Raw genomic sequence first — 18,134 nt, forward strand, 5'->3', positions numbered from 1 at the left:
ACGGACTACAGCAGGTCCTTGGCGTAGTGGAAGGCGGTCGGACGGTAGCCCAGGGACGCGTAGAGGCCCAGGGCCGGGGCGTTGCCGGCGAAGACCTGGAGGGCCAGGCGCCGGTGGCCCCCGGCGAGGGCGACGCGTTCCGCGAGCAGCATCAGGTCACGGCCGTACCCCCGGCCCCGGTGCGCGGCGCCGACCTCGACGTCGTAGACGTAGCAGCCCTCCTCGTCCGGCGCGGTCCACAGGTGGCCGACGGGGGTGCCGGCGGCCTCCAGGACGGAGAAGGTGACGCCGGGGGTGTCCGGTCCCCGGGGCAGCAGGGCCCGGTGGTCGGCCGCCGACTTCGCGTGGGCGGCCTCCGCCGACATGCCCCGGCCGGTCCACTGGGCGGCGTAGACCTCGCGGGCGGTGGCGCTCCAGAGCGCGTACTCGGCCGGTGTCATCGGGCGGTCCAGCACCCCTTCGGACAGGGCGGGTGCGGCGGCCGGGAGCGCCTTGGCCAGGCGACGGCTGTATTCCACGTACCCGAGGGCCCCGGCCAGGCGCAGGCCCCCCGCCGAGGCGGCCGGCACCGAGACGCGCACCCGGCGGCAGCCCCACCCCCGCAGCACCTCCTCGGCGGCCAGCGCGGCGACGGTGGCCCGGCCGCGCCGACGGTCCGGGCCGTCCACGTCCAGGTCGCGGATCTCCCCGACCGTGGGGCCGAAGGGCGTGTCGGAGGCGATCAGCAGGGAACCGGCCCGCCTGCTGTTGACCCGGATCTCGTAGGGGCGCGACCGCGCCCCGGCCGTCGTCTGCTGGAGCGGCCCGGACGGCCGCAGGGTGGTGGTCACCGTCGATTTCTACCCGCCCCGCGGCTCCCGCGACAGTGCTTCGACCGCGGGGCCTACGGACCCGGGTCGGCGGCGGAGCGGGCCGCGGGGAGCCGCATCGCCCCGGCCGTGGCCGGGCCCGGGGCCGTACGGGGCGTGCGGCCGTCGGGCCGGAGCCTCACCGTACGGTCCCCCCGTCCGCCCCACGGGTACCGGTCGCCTCGTGGGCCCCCGACGCCACCCGCAGCAGCCGGGCGGCCTTGAGCTCGGTCTCGGCCCATTCCCGGTCGGGGTCGGAGCCCCAGGTGATCCCGGCGCCGGTGCCGAAGCACAGGCGGGGGCCGCCGGGGGGCTCGCGGTCGATCCAGAAGGTACGGATGCCCACGGCGAGCTCGGCGGTGCGCCGGTCGGCGTCGACCCAGCCGACGGCGCCGCAGTAGGGGCCGCGGGGGGCGGTCTCCAGGGCTTCGATGATCCGCAGGGCGGAGGACTTGGGGGCGCCGGTGACGGAGCCGGGCGGGAAGGTGGCGGCGAACAGCTCGGGCCAGCCGGCGCCCTCGGCGAGTTCCCCGCCGACGGTGGAGACGAGGTGGACCAGGCCCGGGTGCTCCTCCACGGCGCACAGCTCGGGGACGGTGACGGAGCCGGTGGCGCAGACCCGGCCGAGGTCGTTGCGGACGAGGTCCACGATCATCACGTTCTCGGCGTGGTCCTTGGGCAGCAGGTCGGCGACGGTGCGGCCGGTGCCCTTGATGGGGCCGGACTCGACGCGGCGGCCGGCCCGGCGCAGGTAGAGCTCGGGCGAGGCGGTGGCGATCTCGACGCCGTGCGCGGGCAGGCGGATCGTTCCCGCGTAGGGGGCCGGGTTCCCGCGCGCCAGCAGTGCCGTGAGGGCGTCGACATCGGCGCCGTCCGGGTCGGGCAGCGGCGCGGACATCACCCGGCAGAGGTTGGCCTGGTAGACCTCGCCCGCGGCGATGTGCTCGCGGATGCGGCGCACCCCGCTGACGTACGCCGCCCGGTCGAGCGAGGAGGACCACCGGGTCTCCCCCGGGCCGCGCCAGGCCCCGGGGACGGGTGCGGGGACGGGGTCGGGGCGTATGTCCCCGAAGCGCGCGCAGACGAGCCGCCCTTCGAAGTCCGCGGACACCGCCCAGAAGCCGGTGGAGTCGAGGGCGGCGGGATCACTGGTGACGTCCCGGAGGTCGGTCGCGAGCAGGCCGCCGAAGCGGGCCAGGGGAGGAAGGGCGTGCACGGCTGCGAGTCTATGACCGGTGGCGCGGCGGCGCCGGTGCGGTGACAGCCGGGTGACCGGTGGTGATCGAGCGGCAGCACGCTGCGGAAACGCGTTTTTGAGCTGGCCCGGTAATCCGCTAGAGTTCAACACGTCGCCAGGGAGCGAAGGGGGAAAACCCCGGAGCACACACGGTGACCTGCGGACGTAGCTCAGTTGGTAGAGCACCACCTTGCCAAGGTGGATGTCGCGAGTTCGAGTCTCGTCGTCCGCTCGAAGTGGGGGATCTTCCCGAGAACCCCTGCGGCTCCATGGTGGAGTGGCCGAGAGGCGAGGCAACGGCCTGCAAAGCCGTCTACACGGGTTCAAATCCCGTCTCCACCTCCAAGGACGATTAGCTCAGCGGGAGAGCGCTTCCCTGACACGGAAGAGGTCACTGGTTCAATCCCAGTATCGTCCACTGGTCCGTACGGACCGCCCGCGCGATTAGCTCAGCGGGAGAGCGCTTCCCTGACACGGAAGAGGTCACTGGTTCAATCCCAGTATCGCGCACGCAGCACACCGCATCACTTGATCCACCTGCGGCTTTCGAGCCGTGTAGCCCGCGCGATTAGCTCAGCGGGAGAGCGCTTCCCTGACACGGAAGAGGTCACTGGTTCAATCCCAGTATCGCGCACCGCCCGGAAGCCCCGGCCGTCTCGACGGCCGGGGCTTCCGCGTTCCCCGGCACCGGCGCGTGGCAGCACAGGCAGCAGGCAGCAGGCAGCAAAAAGGGTGCTGCCCGTACGACTCCCCAGCCGTACGGGCAGCACCCTTCACCTGCCGTCCGTCGCACCCCCGTCCCCACGGGGTTGACAGGCCCATGTCCCGGCCCGGGCCGCTCTCCCGGACCTGGGGCGCCGCTCAGCGCCCCAGCATCAGACCCACGGACGACGCCTGTGCCGCCACCTGGTCGAAACCTCCGAAGAGGAAGAGCAGGAGGGCGGCCAGGGGGAGCACCATGGCCGCGGCCACCAGTGGATGGCGCGTGCCGGACTCATGGCTGTTGAACGCGAATGCCTTGCGTCCCTGCCGTGCGATGCCCGCCATGGTCCTCTCCCTGTCGTTCGGCAGCGGAGGGCTCTGACCTCGGGGGGCGAGTGTCCCGCCCTCCGCTTGTCCTCAACACTAGAGGGGCGCAAGGCCCCTGGCCTCATGCCCTCGTACCCCTTGTCGGGCCTCCGGGAGGATGAGAGGGAGGCCGCCGCGTACTCCCCAGGGTGGAGACCGCTCCCCCGCTCTGAGGGTCTTCCCGGAGGGGACGGCCGGGGCGTGGTGACTTCGCTCACTCGGGTCACCCGCCGCGCGCCCGGGGCCGCCCGCCCGGTACGCGCGCGACCGGCTCGGGTGCGACCGCCGGACGGACCCGCCGCGGCGGCCCCGTACCCCCGGCTCCGCCCCAATCCCCTTGATCCGGTGGCCGTTTGGGCGTGGCGACCGCTCCCGCACGGCCGCCGGTCTGATTGACTGGAGGACCCTCGCGCGGGCCGCGCCGTACGGATGATCGAATTTCCCGGCGAGGGCGCGGCCTCTGAGCGCACATGACGGATGGTCCGTAAGCTGTGGCACGTCAACAGGAGGACCGGTCAGCGGGGTGGACATGGCGATGATGCGGCTCCGACGCGAGGACCCGCGTGTCGTCGGCTCGTTCAGGCTGCACCGACGGCTCGGGGCCGGCGGGATGGGCGTGGTCTACCTGGGTTCCGACCGGCGGGGACAGCGCGTCGCACTCAAGGTGATCCGGCCGGACCTGGCCGAGGACCAGGAGTTCCGCTCGCGCTTCGCACGCGAGGTCTCCGCGGCCCGGCGCATCCGGGGCGGGTGCACGGCGCGGCTGGTCGCGGCCGACCTGGAGGCCGAGCGGCCGTGGTTCGCCACCCAGTACGTCCCGGGGCCCTCCCTGCACGACAAGGTGGCCGAGGAGGGACCGCTCACGGCCGCGCAGATCGCCGCCATCGGCGCCGCGCTCTCCGAGGGCCTGGTCGCCGTGCACGAGGCCGGGGTGGTCCACCGGGACCTCAAGCCCTCGAACATCCTGCTGTCGCCCAAGGGCCCGCGGATCATCGACTTCGGGATCGCCTGGGCCACGGGGGCGAGCACCCTCACCCATGTGGGAACGGCCGTCGGCTCCCCCGGGTTCCTCGCGCCCGAGCAGGTGCGCGGCGCCGCCGTGACCCCCGCCACCGACGTCTTCGCCCTCGGCGCCACCCTCGCCTACGCGGCGACCGCCGACTCGCCCTTCGGGCACGGCAGTTCCGAGGTCATGCTCTACCGGGTGGTGCACGAGGAGCCCCACCTGCTCGGGGTGCCCGACGCGCTCGCGCCGCTCGTCCACGCCTGCCTGGCCAAGGACCCCGAGGAGCGGCCCAGCACGCTCCAGCTGTCGATGCGGCTCAAGGAGATCGCGGCCCGCGAGGCACAGGGCCTGCCCGACGGGCGCCCCCCGGCGCAGCGCGTCCGGACCGAGCGGCCGACGGGACGGCTCGCCCAGGAGTACGCCGAGCAGCGCACGGAGCGGCGTACCGGCCCCACCCCCACGACCCGGGCGCAGCGCGGGGGCCCGCAGAGCGGACCGCAGGCACGGTCCTCCTCCCCGCGCCGCCCCGGCGGCCCGGCCTCCCGGCCGACGGCGGGACGTACGGGCGGGCGCCCGGCCCCGCGCACCACGGGGGCGGGGCGCCGGCCCACGCGGCCGGACCCGAAGCTGATGCGACAGCGGCTGGTCGTCTTCATCGTGGTGACGCTGATCGTGGCCCTGGGCATCGCGGCGGCCCAGAAGCTGTGACGGCCCGGAAGCGGTGACGGCGGGGGCCTGAGCCGGAACCGCCGAGGAGGAGCCGGCGCCTACGGGGCCTCGCGGCCCTGGGCCACGGCGTAGAAGGCGACGGCCGCCGCCGCGCCCACGTTCAGCGAGTCCACGCCGTGCGCCATGGGGATGCGCACCCACTCGTCGGCGGCGACGAGCGCCTGCCGGGAGAGGCCGTCGCCCTCGGCACCGAGCATCAGGGCGACCCGTTCCAGGGACTGCGGGGCGGCCACGTCGATCGGCGACGCCTTCTCGTGCGGGGTGAGGGCGAGCAGCCGGAAGCCCGCCTCGCGGACCGGGTCCAGGCTCTTGGGCCAGGCGTCCAGGCGGGCGTAGGGGACGGAGAAGACCGCGCCCATGGAGACCTTCACGGACCGGCGGTAGAGCGGGTCCGCGCAGTCCGGCGACAGCAGCACGGCGTCCATGCCGAGGGCGGCGGCGCTGCGGAAGATCGCCCCGATGTTGGTGTGGTCGTTCACGGCCTCCATGACGACCACGCGGCGGGCGGTGGTGAGGAGTTCCGCGGGCGTCGGCAGCGGCTTGCGCTGCATGGAGGCGAGGGCGCCGCGGTGGACGTGGTAGCCGGTGACGCGTTCGGCGAGCTCGGGGGTGACGGCGTAGACGGGGGCCGGGAGCTCGTCGATGACATCGCGCATGACGTCGATCCACTTGGCCGAGAGCAGCATCGAGCGCATCTCGTAGCCGGCGTCCCTGGCACGCCGGATGACCTTCTCGCCCTCGGCGATGAAGAGGCCCTCGGCGGGTTCGCGTCTGCGCCGGAGTTCGACGTCGGTCAGGCCCGTGTAGTCGCGCAGGCGGGGGTCGTCGGGGTCCTCGATGGTGATGAGATCAGCCACAGGGTGATACTGCCTTGTCCTGGGTGCGGTGCCAACGGCCTGTCAGGCGCCGGCGGTGGGCGGGCTCGGAAGGCTCGGCGCGGTGACGCGGACGACCTCGCCGATGACGATGACGGCGGGCGGCCGGACCTGCTGGGCGCGGACCGTCTCGCCGACCGTGGCCAAGGTGGCGTCGACCCGGCGCTGGGTGGCGGTGGTGCCCTCCTGGACGACCGCGACCGGGGTGTCGGCGGAGCGTCCGTGGCGGACCAGGGCCTCGGCGATCAGGCCGATCTTGTCGACGCCCATCAGGACCACCAGGGTCCCGGTGAGCCGGGCGAGGGCCGCCCAGTCCACGAGGGAACGCGGGTCGTCGGGGCCGACGTGGCCGCTGACCACGGTGAACTCGTGCGCCACGCCCCGGTGGGTGACCGGGATGCCGGCCGCGCCGGGCACCGAGACGGCGCTGGAGACGCCGGGCACGACGGTGCAGGCGATGCCGGCCTCGGCGAGGGCCTGGAGCTCCTCCATGCCGCGGCCGAAGACGTACGGGTCCCCGCCCTTGAGCCGGACCACGGACCGGCCCGCGCGGGCGTGCTCTATCAGGGCGTTGTTGATGGCCTCCTGGGCCATGAACCGGCCGTACGGGATCTTCGCGGCGTCGATGACCTCGACGTGCGGCGGGAGTTCGTCGAGCAGGTCGCGGGGGCCCAGCCGGTCCGCGATGACGACGTCGGCCTCGGCCAGGAGCCGGCGCCCGCGGACGGTGATCAGGTCGGGGTCGCCGGGGCCACCGCCGACGAGCGCGACCCCGGGGGTCCCCTTGTGGCGCCGGGCGGGGGCGGTGAGGGTGCCGTCGCGCAGGCCCTCGACGACGGCGTCGCGCACGCCCGCGGAGCGGCGGGGGTCGTTGCCCGTCAGGACGGCCACGGTGACCCCGTCGACCCGGCCGGTGGCCGGGGTCCAGGCGGTGGCGGCGAAGGCGTCGTCGGCGCGGACGCACCAGACGCGCTCGCGCTCGGCCTCGGCGGAGACGCGGTCGTTGGCCTCCCGGTCGCGGGTGGCGACCAGCGCGTACCAGGCCCCGGCCAGGTCGCCGTCCTCGTAGCGGCGGCGCTCCCAGCGGATCTCGCCCGTCTCGGCCATGGCGTCCACGGAAGGGGTCGCGGAGGGCGAGACCAGTACGACGTCCGCACCGGCCGCGATCAGGGCGGGCAGGCGGCGCTGGGCGACCTGGCCGCCTCCGACGACGACGACACGACGACCGCTGAGCCGGAGCCCTACGGGGTAGGCGGGGTGTTCGGCCATGACGGTGCGGCTCCTGAAGGCGGCGGTTCGGTGTCGCCGCCGCGGCGCTGGAGCGGCGGACGGTACCGACGTGCGGTTTCCGGCGGACGGTGCGGGTGGTGGGGAGGGTGCGGGTGATGTGGTGCGGAGGGTACTGACGTGCGGTTCTGTGGCACCGCTGCTCCACGATACGACCCCGGCGCGGTGGCGGCGCGGGCCGGGCCCCGGGGCCGGTGCGCGGCGCGGGGGCGGGCCGGGGGTGAGGTCCCGGCCCGCGTCCCGCCCGTCGCGCGGGCTACTTCTCGGTGACGCCGGCCGCGTCGAAGGTGGCGACCTCGTGCATCGCGCGGGCCGCGCTCTGCACCAGCGGGAGGGCCAGCAGCGCGCCCGTGCCCTCGCCCAGGCGCAGGTCGAGGTCGACCAGGGGGCGCAGGCCGAGCGTGTTCAGGGCGGCCAGGTGGCCGGGCTCCGCGCTGCGGTGGCCCGCGATGCAGGCCGACAGGGACTCGGGGGCGATGGCACGGGCCACCAGGGCCGCCGCGCCCGCGCTGACCCCGTCCAGGATGACCGGCGTACGGAGCGAGGCGCCGCCCAGCAGCAGGCCGACGATGGCCGCGTGCTCCAGGCCTCCGACGGCCGCGAGGACGCCGATCGGGTCCGCCGGGTCCGGCTGGTGGAGTTCCAGGGCGCGGCGGACGACCTCGACCTTGCGGGCGTGCGTCTCGTCGTTGATGCCGGTGCCGCGGCCGGTGACCTCGACCGGGTCGACCCCGGTGAAGACCGAGATCAGGGCCGCGGACACGGTGGTGTTCGCGATGCCCATCTCGCCGGTGAGCAGGGCCTTGTTGCCCGCCGCGACCAGGTCACGGGCCGTCTCGATGCCCACCTCGATGGCGGCGACCGCCTCCTCGCGGGTCATCGCCGGGCCGGTGGACAGGTCGGCGGTGCCGGGGCGGATCTTGCGGGGCAGCAGGCCGGGGGTGGCGGGGAGGTCCCCGGCCACGCCCACGTCGATCACGCAGACCTCGGCGCCGACCTGGTTGGCGAAGGCGTTGCAGACCGCGCCGCCGCCCAGGAAGTTCGCCACCATCTGAAGGGTGACCTCCTGCGGCCACGGGGTGACGCCCTGGGCGTGCACCCCGTGGTCACCGGCGAAGATCGCGACGGCGGCCGGCTCCGGGATCGGCGGCGGGCAGACCCGGGAGAGCCCGGCGAGCTGCGCCGAGATGATCTCCAGGACGCCGAGGGCGCCGGCCGGTTTCGTCATGCGCTTCTGCCGCTCCCAGGCCTCGCCGAGCGCCTTGGCGTCGAGCGGGCGGATGCTGGCGACCGTCTCCGAGAGCAGGTCGTGCGGCTCCTCGCCGGGCAGGGCGCGGCGGCCGTAGGTCTCCTCGTGGACGACCCAGGCCAGTGGCCGGCGCTGGGACCAGCCCGCCTGCGTCAGCTCAGGCTCGTCCGGGAACTCGTCCACGTACCCGACGCACAGGTACGCGACGACCTCCAGGTGTTCCGGCAGGCCCAGGGCGCGGACCATCTCGCGCTCGTCGAAGAAGCTGACCCAGCCGACGCCGAGGCCCTCGGCGCGGGCGGCGAGCCAGAGGTTCTCGACGGCGAGGGCCGAGGAGTACGGGGCCATCTGCGGCTGGGTGTGCCGGCCGAGGGTGTGCCGGCCGCCACGGGTGGGGTCGGCGGTGACGACGATGTTCACCGGGGTGTCGAGGATGGCCTCGATCTTGAGTTCCTTGAACTGCTTCGCCCGGCCCTTGGGCAGCGACTTCGCGTACGCCTCGCGCTGGCGCTGGGCGAGCTCGTGGATCGTCCGGCGGGTCTCGTCGGAGCGGATGACGACGAAGTCCCAGGGCTGGGAGTGGCCGACGCTGGGCGCGGTGTGGGCCGCTTCCAGGACGCGGAGCAGCACCTCGTGCGGGATCGGGTCGGTACGGAAGCCCTTGCGGATGTCACGGCGCTCGCGCATGACGCGCAGGACGGCCTCGCGCTCGGCGTCGTCGTAGGCGGGAGCCGGGTCGCCCGCGGCGGGCGCGGCGAGCACGGCGGGGTCCTCCGGCGCGGCGGGTTCGACGGTCTCGGCGGGCTCTGCGGGGGCCTCGGCCACCGGCTCCACGACCGGCTGGGCCGGGGGCGCGGGCTCGACGGCGTCCGTGGTCTGCACGGCCTCGGGGGCCTCGGGGGCCTCAGCGGCCTCGACCGTCTCAGGAGCCTCGGGGGTCCCGGTGGCCTCCGGAGCCTCGGTGGCCTCCGGAACGGCCGGTGCGGGCTCGGCGGGGACCGGCTCGGCGGGCACCTCGGCGGCCACCGGCTCCACGACCGGGGGCGCGGGCTCCACGGGCGCGGCAAGGAGCACCGGCTCGGGGGCGGACTCGGCGACGGGTGCGGGGGCTTCCGAGGCGACGGCTTCCGGCGCGGCCTCGGCCTGGACGACGAGCGGCTCGGGGGCTTCGGGCGCGACGGCTTCCGGTGCGATCCCGGGCGCGGCCTCGGCTTCGGCCGGGGCCGGGGTGGGGAGCGGCTCGGGGGCGGGCGCCACGGCTTCCGCGGCTTCCACGGGAGCGGGTACCGCCACGGGCTCCGGCTCGGCGGGCGCGGCGGGTGCCTCGGCGACCGGCACCTCGGCGGCCACCGGCTCCGCGACCGGGACGGCCTCGGCGACCGGCTCCGGCGCGGGTTCCACGGCCACCGGCTCGGGGGCCTCGGGAGCGGTGAGCGGCTCGGGAGCGGCCACGACGGCCGGCTCCGGGGCCACGACGGCCGGAACCACCGCTTCGGCCATGGCCTCGGCCACGGCTGCGACGACCGGCGCCACGGCTGCGGGAGCCACGGCTTCGGGGGCCTGTGCGGTCTCCGCCACGGCCACCGGCTCCGGCTCCGCCGGGACGGCCACGGGCTCCGGGACGGCCACCGGCTCGGCCACGGCGACCGCCTCGGGGGCGGGTTCGGCCACGGCCACCGCCTCGGGGGCCTGGACCGGCTCGGCCGGGGCGGCCTGCGCCGTCACCGGTTCCGCCGCCCACGGCGCTCCGGCCTGCGGCGGGATCTCGCCCGGCTGCGGGACGGCGGCTTCGGCGGTCCCGGGGTGCGGCACGTCCAGGTACTCGGGGCCGCCGGCCGGGGGGGCGGGCAGGTGCTGCACCGGGACCTGCGCCACCGGAACACCCTGCGCCGGAACGACCGGAACGACCGGGTCGGCCTGGACCGGCGGGGCCTGGACGGCGGCGACCGGCGCGACGGCCGGACCCCGGTCCGCGAGCGACCGTACGACTCCGCCGGTGGTCTCGGGCACGGGCGGGCCCATGTGCAGCGGACGGCGGGGCGGGGCCGGGGGGCTCACCGGAGCGGCCGGGGCCTCCTGGTGCGGGACGCCCTGGCCGCCGAGGTCGAACGCGCCGGTGCCACCGCCGTCCGTCGCGTGGACGCCCGTGCCGTAAGGGGCCTCGCCCATGGAGGGCAGGTGGGGCACGCCGGAGAAGGTGGGCTGGGGGAACCCGCCGTCCGCGTACGGCTGGGGCGCCTGGGCGTACGCGGGGTCGGTGTACTGACCGTCGAGGTAGCTCCCGGAACCGGCCGTCGCGGGATCGGCCGCGTCGCCGTACGGGGAGTCGACGGGGTAGGCGGGGACCGGCGGGACGACCTGGGGGTCGCTCCACGCCCCCTGGCCGCTGGGCATCAGCAGCAGTTCCTCGTCCTCGTGTTCCGCCGGATGGTCCATCAGGCCCTGGAAGGCGTAGCCTCCATGGACCGACGGAGCGGGGATGCCCTGCTGATCCACCATGCCCGCGTTGTCCGGGAGACCCTCGCCCGGTACCTGGCCGGTGTCAGTCATGCGTACCCCTCGCCCATCGGTGTTGCCTTTTCGATCGCCCGGCGCCCACATGACCGACGAGCGGGGCTGTCGTGCGGCACGAGTGCCCCACCGTTCCTCGGGCACGCCCGCACGACAACCAGTAAGCATTGTCGCGCCCGTCGGTCACCACGGCGGCCATAACCGCCGGGGTGCGTTGTGGACTGCGCCACGTCGCGCGTCCTGCCGGTGTCGCGGTGCCCGGACGGCCCAGGGCGGTACGACGATCGGCCAGCCTACCCCGGCACCCGCGATCAGCGGGTCACGGGGCGTTCGGCGGCCAGCAGGAAGACGACGGAACGGTCCTGTTCGGCCCAGGTGCGGGGGTCCAGGTCCACGGACTGCAGGAGCGCGCACTCGACGGTGTAGCCGTGGTCGGTGAGCGCGCGGGCGATGGCCTCCGCCTCGTCGCGGGTGGAGGCGTGGCTGACGATCCGTTCGGGGCGGCGGTCGGCGACGGCCGCGACCACCTCGGCCCCCCCGCCGCCGACGCGGACGACATCGGGTTCGGGGAGGTCCTCCAGTACGTGCGGGGCCCGCCCGTTGACGACCTGGAGCTGGACGCCCCGCGCGCGGGCGGCGGCGCTCGCGCGGGCGCAGGCGTCCGGGTCGGTGTCCACCGCGATGACGGCGGCGCCGAGGGCGGCGGCGTCGACGGCGAGGGCCCCGGGGCCGGAGCCGATGTCCCAGACGAGGTCGCCGGTGCGCGGGCCGAGCCGGGCGAGCTGCGCGGCCCGCAGCTGCGCGGACCCGCCTTCCTTCGCCTCCCCCGCGTCGGCCTGCGGCCTCGCCCACCCTCGGTCGGCCGGTGACCGGGCCGGGCTCTGGCCCAGGAGCCAGCCGGGCTCGGCGGCCAGGGGCGGTGCGCCGCCGATGACGATGACCACGTTGGGGTCGCGCCAACTGTGGTCGGCGGCCTTGTCGGAGGTGAGGACGGAGACCTGTTCCTTGTCGGTGCCCAGTGCCTCGCAGATGACGAAGGTGCGGTGGACCCCGTCGAGGAGCAGGGCGAGTTCGGCGGGGCCCGCGCCGGGCGAGGTGAGGACGGCGACCTTGGGGTGGGCGCGGCAGACGTTGACGGCGCGGCGCAGGGTGCGGGGGTGGGCGACGACGACCTGTGCGTCGTCCCAGGGCATCGCGGCGCGGGCGAAGGCGGCGGCGACGGCGGAGACCGCGGGGACGACCTCGACCTCCAGGCCGTGTTCGGGTGCGCGCAGGGTGCGTACGGCGCCGAAGAAGCCGGGGTCGCCGTCGGCGAAGACGACGGCGGTGCCGCGGTGGCCGGCGATCCGGCGGGCGGCGAGGCCGAGGCTGCCGAGGCGGATGCGTTCGGCGGTGGGCGGGACCTCGGGGAGCGCGAGGTGGTGGGCGGCGCCTGCCACCAGAGTGGCGGCGGAGAGCGCGGACCGGGCCGCCGCGGTCAGGGACGAACCGTCCCAGCCGATCACCGTGACCCGGTCGGCCATCGTCGTCAGTCTCCTGGGGTGGGGGCGGGCGAAGTGCCGTCCGGAGCGTCGGGCACGGTGAGACTACCTGGTCAGCGGGTCACTTCCAGTCGGCGCCGACGGCGTACCCGCTCAGGTCGGCCCGCCGGCCGAAGTCCTGGCCGCCGTACCCCTCGTAGCCTTCGTAGCCCGCCCAGCCGTCCCCGTCGTCGAGGTCCTCGGGGACGAGGCTCCAGACGATGAGGTCGGTGCGGGTGTCGCTCCAGCCGCCGTCGGCGGTCTGGGTCCGCACTATCCACGCGTTGCGCAGGACGCCTTCGCTGAGGCAGCCGACCTTCTGGGCCACCTGCTGGGAGGCGGCGTTGTCGGCGGCGGTGCGCAGTTCGAGGCGTTCGAAGCCCTGTTCGCGGAAGAGCCACTGGGCGAGGGCGAGCACGGACTCGCCCGCGTAGCCCTCGCCGCGGGCCCAGGGGGCGATGACGTATCCGACCTCGGCGGTGCGGGTGCGCCAGTCGGTGTGGTGGAGGTGGACGGTGCCGACGAGGCGCTGGGTGAGGAACTCGGTGACGGCGAGGGCGATGCCGCGGCCCTCGGTGCGTTCGGCGTGGGAGGCGCGGGTGACCCAGTCGTGCGCGTCGGCGCGGGTGTAGGGGTGGGGCGCGGTGGTCCAGGCGGTGACCAGCTCGTCGTCCATCAGCTCGGCGAGGGCGGTGGCGTCGTCCTCGTCGAAGGGGCGCAGTACCAGCCGGTCCGTACTGATGGTGACGTCCGGGAAGGTGGTAGTCATGCGCAGCTCCATGCCTGAGACCGTGGTGCGACCGTGGTGCGGGACCGGTTGAGGGTCGTAGGCCACAGCATGCAGCATCGGCCGCGGGATGTGCAGGACCGGGCCGCCCGGAGGCGGAAGGACCGCGGCCCCGCGCGCCCGGGTGGGCGTGCGGGGCCGCGGGACCCGTGCGACCCGGCCGCCGGACCGGGTCGTACGGGTCAGGACGCGACGGGGCCGAAGGCCGGGAGGACCGAGCCCTGGTACTTCTCCTCGATGAACTTCTTGACCTCGTCGGAGTTCAGGAGCTTGGCGAGCTTCTGGACCCGGGGGTCGTTCTGGTTGCCGTCCTTGACCGCGAGGAAGTTGGCGTACGGGTTGCCCTCGGCCTTCTCCAGGATCAGCGCGTCCTTGGCGGGGGCGAGGTCGGCCTCGATGGCGTAGTTGCCGTTGATGACGGCGGCGTCCACGTCGTTCAGGGCGCGCGGGACCGTGGCGGCCTCCAGCTCCTTGAACTCCAGGCCCTTCTTGTCGGTGATGTCGGACAGCTTGGCGCTGGTGCCGACGCCTTCCTTGAGGGTGATCAGGTTGTTGGCGGCGAGCAGCTGGAGCGCGCGGCCCCCGTTGGTGGTGTCGTTGGGGACGGCGACGGTCTGGCCGGGCTTGATCTCGGAGAGGGCCTTGACCTTCTTGGAGTAGAGGCCGAGGGGTTCCAGGTGCACGTCGGTGACGGGCACGATGGTGGTGCCGTTCTTCTTGTTGAAGTCGTCGAGGTACGGCTTGTGCTGGAAGAAGTTGGCGTCGACCTGGCCCTGCTGGGTGGCGGTGTTCGGCAGGACGTAGTCCGTGAACTCCTTGACCTCCAGCGTGAGGCCCTCCTTCGCCGCGAGCTTGTCCTTGACGAAGTTGAGGATGTCGGCGTGCGGGCTCGGGGAGGCCGCGATGACGAGCGCCTTGGTCGCGTCGGCCTTGCCGCCGTCCGCCTTGGCGGAGGACGGGTCCGAGGAGGTGCCGCAGGCGGTGAGGCCGAGGGCGAGCGCGGCGGAACCGGCGGTGAGGGCGGTGAGCTTGATGTTCTTACGCACGAAGAGTGCCTTTCTTGCTGCACAAGTACGGGGACTTGCTGGTGGTGGCCCAAGCACGACAAGTGCGGGCTCTGTGGAGAGGGGTGGTTCGGGGGGCTGTCCGGCGGGTGGCCGGTCAGCGGCCGGTCAGCGGCCGGTCAGCGGCCGGTCAGGCGGCCCTGCCGCGGCGGGCGAGGAGGCGTACGGCGCCGTCGCCGATCAGCTGGATCAGGGTGACGAGGACGACCAGGACGACGACGGTGGCGACCATGAAGCCGGTCTCGAAGCGCTGGAAGCCGTAGGTGATGGCCTTGGAGCCGAGTCCCTCGCCGCCGACCGCGCCGGCCATGGCGGAGTAGCCGACCAGCGTGATGACGGTGGTGGTCACTCCGGCCACCAGGGAGGGCAGGGCCTGCGGGAGGAGCACCTTGCCGACCAGGGTGGGGACGGAGCCGCCCATGGACTCGACGGCTTCGACCAGGCCGTGGTCCACCTCGCGGACGGCGGTCTCGACGAGCCGGGCGAAGAAGGGGATGGCGCCGATGGCGAGCGGGACGATCATGGCGGTGGGGCCGATGAAGGTGCCGACGATCGCGGTGGTGACGGGGATCAGGAAGATCAGCAGGATGATGAACGGCAGCGAGCGGCCGATGTTCACCACCACGCCGAGGACCTTGTTGAGCGGCCGGTTGCCCAGGAGGCCGCCCTTGTCGGTGAGGACGAGGAGGATACCGATGGGCAGTCCGCCGAGGACGGTGACCAGGGCGGACCAGAGCACCATGTAGAGGGTGTCGTAGGTGCCCTGGACGAGCAGGGGCTGCATCTCGGACCAGGTCACTTGGCACCGTCCTTGACGAGTTCGGCGCGACGGTTCCGCGCTGCGGTGTCCTCGGGGCCGGACCCGGAGCCGGGCGGGGCTTCGGGCGCGGGCTCGACCACGTCGACCTGGAGGCCCTGCTCGCGCAGGAAGCCGACGGGCACGACGTTGTCCTCGTAGCGGCCGGGCAGCTCGATGCGCATGCGGCCGATCTGGCGGCCGGCGACGGTGTCCATCGCGGCGCCGAGGATCGAGATGTCGATGTTGTACGTCCGCGAGAGCTCGGAGATGACCGGGCGGCCCGCGGCGTCGCCGTGGAAGGTGACGTCGACGACCGTGCGGTCGGGGCCGGTGGCGGCGCCGGTGACCGGGAAGAGCTGCCCGGCGAGTTCGGAGCCGGGGGTGGCGAGCAGCTCGGCGACGGTGCCGGACTCGACGATCCGGCCCCGCTTCATCAGGGCGGCCGAGTCGCAGACGGACTTGACGACGTCCATCTCGTGCGTGATGAGGAGGACGGTCAGGCCGAGCTGCTGGTTGAGGTCGCGCAGCAGCTGGAGGATGGAGCGGGTGGTCTCGGGGTCGAGGGCGCTGGTGGCCTCGTCGGAGAGGAGCACCTTGGGGTCGCCGGCCAGGGCGCGGGCGATGCCGACGCGCTGCTTCTGGCCGCCGGAGAGCTGGGCGGGGTAGGAGCCGGCCTTGTCGGCGAGGCCGACCAGGTCGAGGAGTTCCAGGGCCTTGCGGGAGCGCTCGCGGCCGGAGACGCCGAGGATCTCCAGGGGCAGCTCGACGTTGGCCCGGACCGTGCGCGAGGAGAGCAGGTTGAAGTGCTGGAAGACCATGCCGATCCGGCTGCGGGCCTCGCGGAGCTCCTTGCCGGCGCGGCGGCCCCGGCCGGCGAGCGCGGTGAGGTCGACGCCGTCGACGTGCACGGTGCCGGTGGTGGGGCGCTCCAGCAGGTTCACGCAGCGGATGAGGGAGGACTTTCCGGCGCCGCTCTGGCCGATGACTCCGTAGACCTCGCCCTCGCGGACGTGGAGGTCGACGCCGTCCAGGGCGGTGACCTCGCGGTCACGGGACTGGTAGACCTTGGTGAGGCCCGTTGTGGTGATCACAGGAATTCCGTCGCTGTCGAGTGCACGGCGCAGCGGTGCCGGGCACGGGGCAAACATCTGGGGACGCGATACGGGTCGAACCGTCACGGAACGACGGTGGTGACGCGCAGGCGGGGCGGGAGCGTCCGTGGTTCACCGGGGGGGGTGACCGACGGGCTCGGCCGGTCTCGCTTCGGGGCGCGAGGCGCAGGAAGGGGGCCCTCAGAAGGCGCGCATTCGACACATACAACGAGCACCGGGCGTCATCGTCGCCTCGGTCGCAAGGGTGCGGCTGCTCGTCGTGGTCATGGGCCCCAGTAAACCAGAAGGCTTCCTTGACGGATCAACGCTGTCCGGATAGCGGACAGATGCCCTGTGCATACCGGCCTCCACCGGCTACTCCCGGCCATTCGGCCTGATCGCCCGAGAACGCCGCTGACCTGCGCGGACACCTCCGGGAGCACCCGTCCGGAGCGGCCCGCCCCGGGACCGGCGGCGGTCCGCGCTGTGGCCAAGGCCACGGCTGCGGGGGGCTTTCGCGCGGGCGGGGCCCGGGCCGTACGCCCCGGCGCGGGCCGGGCGGGGAGCCGGGAAGAGCCGGGCGGGAGACGGGGAAGCGGGCGGCGGCGGGGCCGGGGGCGCGGGGGCCGGGGCCGAGGGGCGGGCGCACCGGGCCTTTCCGGCCGTAATACCCTCGCTGCATGCTCGACGCCCTGACGGTCGCCATCGGCGTGGCCGCACTCGCCCTCGCCGCCTGGTGCGGTTTCGCCGCCTGGCGGGACCAGCCGACCAAGGACTGGCACTTCATCGGCATGGCCGTGGTGACCGTACTGGTCCTGGCCCAGCTGGTGGTCGGCCTGGTCCGGCTGGCCCAGGGCGGGAAGCCCGACGAGGGCGCGGTGATCTTCGTGGCCTACCTGCTGGGCGCCTTCGCGGCGGTCCCCGCCGCCGGGATGCTCTCGCTGACCGAGCGCACCAAGTGGGGTTCGGTGACGGTGGCCGCGGGCGCGGTCGTCCTCGCCGTGCTCGAAGTACGGCTCTACGACATCTGGGGAACCACCGGTGCCTGACACGACGACGGCCGGCCCCGACGGGCCCGCGGAGACCACCGGCCCCGCCGGTCCCGCCGGGCGCAAGCGGCTGGTCTCCGGGCCGGGGCTGCTGCTGGTCTGGCTGTACGGGGTGATGGTGGTCGGCGCGGTCTCGCGGTCGGCCTACCAGATCTCCACCGAGTTCGGCCGCGCCCCGCTGGCGTACGCGCTCTCCGGGGCGGCGGCGCTGGCCTACGCCTTCATCACGTACTCGCTGGTGCGCGGCGGGGAGCGGGCCCGCAGGGCGGCGCTGGTCTGCTGCGCCGTCGAGCTGGCCGGCGTCCTCGCCGTGGGCACCTGGACCCTGATCCGCCCCGAGGCGTTCCCCGACGCCACCGTCTGGTCCGACTTCGGGATGGGCTACCTGTTCATCCCGGTGATCCTGCCGGTCACCGGGATGCTCTGGCTGCGGGCCAAACGCTGAGCCGGGCGCCGGGCCGCGGGAACCCGCGACCGGGCGCGAGGCCGTCCACGGGGGTCAGGCGCTGACCGCGAAGGCGCTGGGGTCCTCGGCCTCCTTCTCCAGGATCACCAGCCGCACGCCGTCGGAGGCGGTCCGGCCGCCGACCTGGCTGTAGCCCGCCCGGCGGTAGAGCCGCAGGTTGGACTCGCTCTTGTGCCCGGTGTGCAGGCGGAAGCGGGTGGTCCCGGCGTGGCCCGTGAGGGCCTCCTCGACGGCGCGCAGCAGGCGGGCGCCGAGCCCGTGGCCCTGGAGCCGGGGGTGGACGCAGAGCTTGCCGATACTGCCGGTGCCGTCCTCGTCGACGCTGCCGCGCACGGTGCCGACCACCTCGTGCCCGAGCCGGGCCACCAGGACGGTGTCCGCCGCCAGCTCGCCCTTGAGGGAGTCGAGGGACTGGGTGAGCGGCTGGATGAGGTAGTTGCCGTAGAGCTCGGCCTCCCGCTGGAAGGCCAGGTACTGCAGTTTGAAGATCTGCTCGGCGTCCTCGGCGGCCGCCGCCGAAATGGTCACGCTCATGCCCATGCGCGTAT

Annotated in this window: 15 protein-coding genes and 5 tRNA genes; 8 read left to right on the forward strand and 12 right to left on the reverse strand. The window is 74.3% G+C overall.

The window, feature by feature from the left end:
• Positions 1-5 precede the first annotated feature (5 nt).
• A complete protein-coding gene (locus tag ACIA5F_RS21940) occupies positions 6-830 on the reverse strand; it encodes a GNAT family N-acetyltransferase (RefSeq protein WP_399355461.1) in 825 nt (274 codons plus the stop codon).
• A 157-nt stretch (positions 831-987) separates the two neighbouring features.
• Positions 988-2,064, reverse strand: coding sequence for a chorismate-binding protein (locus ACIA5F_RS21945; RefSeq protein ID WP_399355463.1), 1,077 nt, complete (start codon positions 2,062-2,064; stop codon positions 988-990).
• Positions 2,065-2,244: 180 nt separating this feature from the next.
• Between ACIA5F_RS21945 and ACIA5F_RS21950 the strand changes: the two genes are divergently transcribed.
• The 5 genes from ACIA5F_RS21950 to ACIA5F_RS21970 all read left to right on the forward strand — a co-directional run bounded on the left by ACIA5F_RS21950 (position 2,245) and on the right by ACIA5F_RS21970 (position 2,719).
• A tRNA-Gly gene (locus ACIA5F_RS21950) sits at positions 2,245-2,317 on the forward strand.
• A 39-nt stretch (positions 2,318-2,356) separates the two neighbouring features.
• Positions 2,357-2,430, forward strand: a tRNA-Cys gene (locus tag ACIA5F_RS21955).
• Between the two features lies 1 nt (position 2,431).
• Positions 2,432-2,503: transfer RNA gene (locus ACIA5F_RS21960), tRNA-Val, on the forward strand.
• A 20-nt stretch (positions 2,504-2,523) separates the two neighbouring features.
• A tRNA-Val gene (locus tag ACIA5F_RS21965) sits at positions 2,524-2,595 on the forward strand.
• A gap of 52 nt (positions 2,596-2,647) precedes the next feature.
• Positions 2,648-2,719: transfer RNA gene (locus ACIA5F_RS21970), tRNA-Val, on the forward strand.
• Positions 2,720-2,946: 227 nt separating this feature from the next.
• On the opposite strand, the gene ACIA5F_RS21975 is transcribed toward ACIA5F_RS21970, so the two are convergent.
• A complete protein-coding gene (locus tag ACIA5F_RS21975) occupies positions 2,947-3,132 on the reverse strand; it encodes a hypothetical protein (protein WP_399355465.1) in 186 nt (61 codons plus the stop codon).
• Between the two features lie 550 nt (positions 3,133-3,682).
• On the opposite strand from ACIA5F_RS21975, the gene ACIA5F_RS21980 reads away from it, so the two are divergent.
• Positions 3,683-4,867: a serine/threonine-protein kinase gene (locus ACIA5F_RS21980; protein WP_399355627.1), complete on the forward strand. Its 1,185-nt coding sequence runs from the start codon at positions 3,683-3,685 to the stop codon at positions 4,865-4,867.
• 59 nt (positions 4,868-4,926) lie between these two features.
• Here the strand turns inward: ACIA5F_RS21980 and ACIA5F_RS21985 are convergent, their stop codons facing one another.
• From ACIA5F_RS21985 to ACIA5F_RS22020, 8 genes are all read right to left on the reverse strand, one after another.
• Positions 4,927-5,745 (reverse strand): TrmH family RNA methyltransferase, encoded by an 819-nt coding sequence (locus ACIA5F_RS21985; RefSeq protein WP_399355467.1) that lies wholly within the window; start codon positions 5,743-5,745, stop codon positions 4,927-4,929.
• A 42-nt stretch (positions 5,746-5,787) separates the two neighbouring features.
• Positions 5,788-7,032, reverse strand: coding sequence for a uroporphyrinogen-III C-methyltransferase (gene cobA / locus ACIA5F_RS21990; protein WP_399355469.1), 1,245 nt, complete (start codon positions 7,030-7,032; stop codon positions 5,788-5,790).
• Between the two features lie 274 nt (positions 7,033-7,306).
• Positions 7,307-10,849, reverse strand: a complete 3,543-nt coding sequence (cobT, locus tag ACIA5F_RS21995; protein ID WP_399355471.1) for a nicotinate-nucleotide--dimethylbenzimidazole phosphoribosyltransferase — start codon at positions 10,847-10,849, stop codon at positions 7,307-7,309.
• Between the two features lie 272 nt (positions 10,850-11,121).
• Positions 11,122-12,333, reverse strand: coding sequence for a precorrin-6y C5,15-methyltransferase (decarboxylating) subunit CbiE (gene cbiE, locus ACIA5F_RS22000; RefSeq protein WP_399355473.1), 1,212 nt, complete (start codon positions 12,331-12,333; stop codon positions 11,122-11,124).
• A 79-nt stretch (positions 12,334-12,412) separates the two neighbouring features.
• The gene (locus tag ACIA5F_RS22005) at positions 12,413-13,099 is read right to left on the reverse strand and encodes a GNAT family N-acetyltransferase (protein WP_399355475.1); all 687 of its coding nucleotides are present in this window, start codon (positions 13,097-13,099) and stop codon (positions 12,413-12,415) included.
• Between the two features lie 200 nt (positions 13,100-13,299).
• Positions 13,300-14,163, reverse strand: coding sequence for a MetQ/NlpA family ABC transporter substrate-binding protein (locus ACIA5F_RS22010; protein ID WP_399355477.1), 864 nt, complete (start codon positions 14,161-14,163; stop codon positions 13,300-13,302).
• A gap of 148 nt (positions 14,164-14,311) precedes the next feature.
• Positions 14,312-14,980: a methionine ABC transporter permease gene (locus ACIA5F_RS22015; protein ID WP_399355479.1), complete on the reverse strand. Its 669-nt coding sequence runs from the start codon at positions 14,978-14,980 to the stop codon at positions 14,312-14,314.
• Entirely contained in the window at positions 14,977-16,071 is a 1,095-nt protein-coding gene (locus ACIA5F_RS22020; protein WP_399355481.1) for a methionine ABC transporter ATP-binding protein, read from the reverse strand. The genes ACIA5F_RS22015 and ACIA5F_RS22020 overlap by 4 nt, the downstream gene beginning before the upstream one ends.
• 680 nt (positions 16,072-16,751) lie before the next feature.
• Here ACIA5F_RS22020 and ACIA5F_RS22025 point away from each other — a divergent pair.
• A complete protein-coding gene (locus tag ACIA5F_RS22025; protein ID WP_399355483.1) occupies positions 16,752-17,120 on the forward strand; it encodes a hypothetical protein in 369 nt (122 codons plus the stop codon).
• A gap of 70 nt (positions 17,121-17,190) precedes the next feature.
• On the forward strand, positions 17,191-17,565 hold the full coding sequence (locus ACIA5F_RS22030) for a hypothetical protein (protein ID WP_399355629.1): 375 nt from the start codon (positions 17,191-17,193) through the stop codon (positions 17,563-17,565).
• 54 nt (positions 17,566-17,619) lie between these two features.
• Here ACIA5F_RS22030 and ACIA5F_RS22035 read toward each other — a convergent pair whose 3' ends face one another.
• A complete protein-coding gene (locus ACIA5F_RS22035; protein WP_399355485.1) occupies positions 17,620-18,126 on the reverse strand; it encodes a GNAT family N-acetyltransferase in 507 nt (168 codons plus the stop codon).
• Positions 18,127-18,134 lie beyond the last annotated feature (8 nt).

This window comes from Streptomyces sp. NPDC051567 (genome assembly GCF_044454165.1).
In the GTDB taxonomy this organism is placed as follows: domain Bacteria; phylum Actinomycetota; class Actinomycetes; order Streptomycetales; family Streptomycetaceae; genus Streptomyces.